Source organism: Endozoicomonas sp. YOMI1 (genome assembly GCF_024606345.1).
Classification (GTDB): domain Bacteria; phylum Pseudomonadota; class Gammaproteobacteria; order Pseudomonadales; family Endozoicomonadaceae; genus Endozoicomonas.
The window spans coordinates 1-2,385 of the sequence record NZ_JAHHPM010000449.1 but is presented as its reverse complement, the minus strand read 5'-3'; the positions used below and the strand labels follow the sequence as shown (position 1 = coordinate 2,385).

The 2,385-nt window shown below is 46.3% G+C and carries 1 protein-coding gene, 1 pseudogene and 1 CRISPR repeat array; of the genes and pseudogenes, one reads left to right on the top strand and one right to left on the bottom strand.

The window, feature by feature from the left end; genetic code table 11:
* A pseudogene (locus KDK15_RS21570) lies at positions 1 to 401 on the top strand (ISNCY family transposase); the annotation flags it as partial.
* A gap of 8 nt (positions 402 to 409) precedes the next feature.
* A CRISPR array of direct repeats spans positions 410 to 978; the repeat unit is 28 nt; unit sequence GTTCACTGCCGCACAGGCAGCTTAGAAA.
* A gap of 196 nt (positions 979 to 1,174) precedes the next feature.
* Here KDK15_RS21570 and KDK15_RS15975 read toward each other — a convergent pair.
* On the bottom strand, positions 1,175 to 2,080 hold the full coding sequence (locus tag KDK15_RS15975) for a hypothetical protein (RefSeq protein ID WP_257296384.1): 906 nt from the start codon (positions 2,078 to 2,080) through the stop codon (positions 1,175 to 1,177).
* Positions 2,081 to 2,385 lie beyond the last annotated feature (305 nt).

Here is a 2,385-nt window from a genome sequence, read left to right as displayed (position 1 = left end):
ACTACTTGCAGGATCAGCACAAAAAGCGTTTTCACAAAGCCCGTAACCTGAAACGGTCAACGTCGTCCAATGAGTCGCTTCGTGAAGCACGTCAGCATGATATCGAAACCGTCCATGCTGAGTATGTAGCCTACAGCCAGAAGCTTATCCGCAAGGCTGAAATAACCTTGAATCTCTTGAAGGCAAGGATACCTGGAGACTTACGACTGAAAGAGCTGGAGCGCTGGATAAAAGATGCTGACTACCAGTGTCAACTGATTATCCGTCGTGTACTGAACCATGAAACCATTGTGCACAGTGAGAAAGTTTTTTCGTTATTTGAACGCCATACGGAATGGATCAGTAAAGGAAAAGCAGGCGTTCCTGTAGAACTTGGTCTCAGGAATCCTTGCCCTTTCTAATCATGCAAGTTCACTGCCGCACAGGCAGCTTAGAAAGATATACAACAGCAGGTTATCTATCCCGGCAAGTTCACTGCCGCACAGGCAGCTTAGAAAAATACTCTGGATTACTGACCTCTCCCTGAAACGTTCACTGCCGCACAGGCAGCTTAGAAAGCTTAGAGCCGCTCAACATATCATCCGACTCATGTTCACTGCCGCACAGGCAGCTTAGAAATGTAGGATTTGTTGAGAATTGCTAATGATTTCGTTCACTGCCGCACAGGCAGCTTAGAAACTCAAACCGGCTGGTTTCATCTTGACTGGATGAGTTCACTGCCGCACAGGCAGCTTAGAAAAATTGTCGCTGTCTGATTACTGCCAACATTCGGTTCACTGCCGCACAGGCAGCTTAGAAAACTAGCGGAGGTACTGTTTATTGGGGGAAGAAGTTCATGCCGCACAGGCAGCTTAGAAAAGTGACATAAAACGCCCTGGGTCATTTTCCAGGTTCACTGCCGCACAGGCAGCTTAGAAAAGTACTAGGACGTTAGAGCTAAGAAAAGACAAGTTCACTGCCGCACAGGGGGAATATCGATAATGATACTTATCCGGATGCGCTTGTCAAAATGACGACCTTGTCACTCATCAACAACTTTTTGAGCAAAGAGTCTCAAACCATCAGTTTCATGGAGGTACACCTCCCACCCTGGATAGCAAAGGTATTGAGGATGCCTTTTGGTAAAAAAACCATTACAAGGACGTCAAATCACCTCGGCAGATGTGCTTAAAGTCTACGGAATTACCTGCCCTGCTTTAGGCGAAGGCAGTTTTGCATAGGAATTTATATCACTGACTAGCGTATAAACACCGCTTGGCCTCATTCCCGTTTTTTTAGAGTAAGCTTTCACTGAAGAGAAGTTGATTCCTGTGTCCGGATTATAACAACTTCCATCAGGCCGCTGCATGATATAGTGATCCCGCCTGACTTTGAAGTCATTATCATCAAGTCCGAGCATTGAGTAATTGCAAACATGTATAAGCAGCCGTTCATTACTGCACAACGTTGGCGGTGAAGTGCGATGCACTGGACAATATTTTTTAATTTCTTTCCAGCCAGCAGGATTTCTCTGCCCAAAATACCAATCGGTAAGCCCCGAAGAGCAATAAAAGCGACTATCAAGCCCAAGAAGCCTGGCAGCATTCTTGATACCGACCGGACCGGAATCACCACCATTATTCAGATTCCCCAGAAGGTTAGGCTTCAACCCTCCACTACCACTGAGAAGACTGCCGGTAATGCCATAAATCGCCGCTTCAGCACTTCTATGCCGAATGGACTGACCATTAAATCCATGGTGTTTATTCCCGGGTATTTTTTTTATTCCAAGTTCATAAGCTATCTGCTGGAGGCATCGTGCAGCACAGCTATTTCTGTACTGTTGCTTTGGCAAGGTACCGAAGTGGTTTGAGCCAACTAATGCTGTACGCCTGCAGTTCAAGTAAGACTTGATAAATCTGGCATCACGCGAATACCAGATTTGCTTTACCACATCGGATTCCGGGACGGTTACTTTCCGGCGAAACAACCAATAGGCAACCCCTTTGAGCCTGCCCAATCCTTTCCCGGTATTGTAGAAACAGGATGCAGCATCACGACCGGAAAGCTGCACACAACCACCACTGATAGCAACACTCATATTTTCTTCCCTGAATAGCTGTCACAACCCAACAATTGTTGGGCATTTTGAACATCTTAACCCGTCATCACCAAAACTTGAGTGACGAATCAGCAAGCAAACCTGACAATTCATACCACTTAAGCAGTTAACCTAATCGATCATCCTCCGGGAGCCATCCGGGACACGATTTACCACCGACCCCACTCCACCCGGGTATGCACTGGGATCACAGATCAATAAAAACACTCCTGTTGATGAGAAACCACTGGACTCTTGATTAAAACCGCAACGAGCGCAACATTCGTTGTTATGATCCAAGGCTC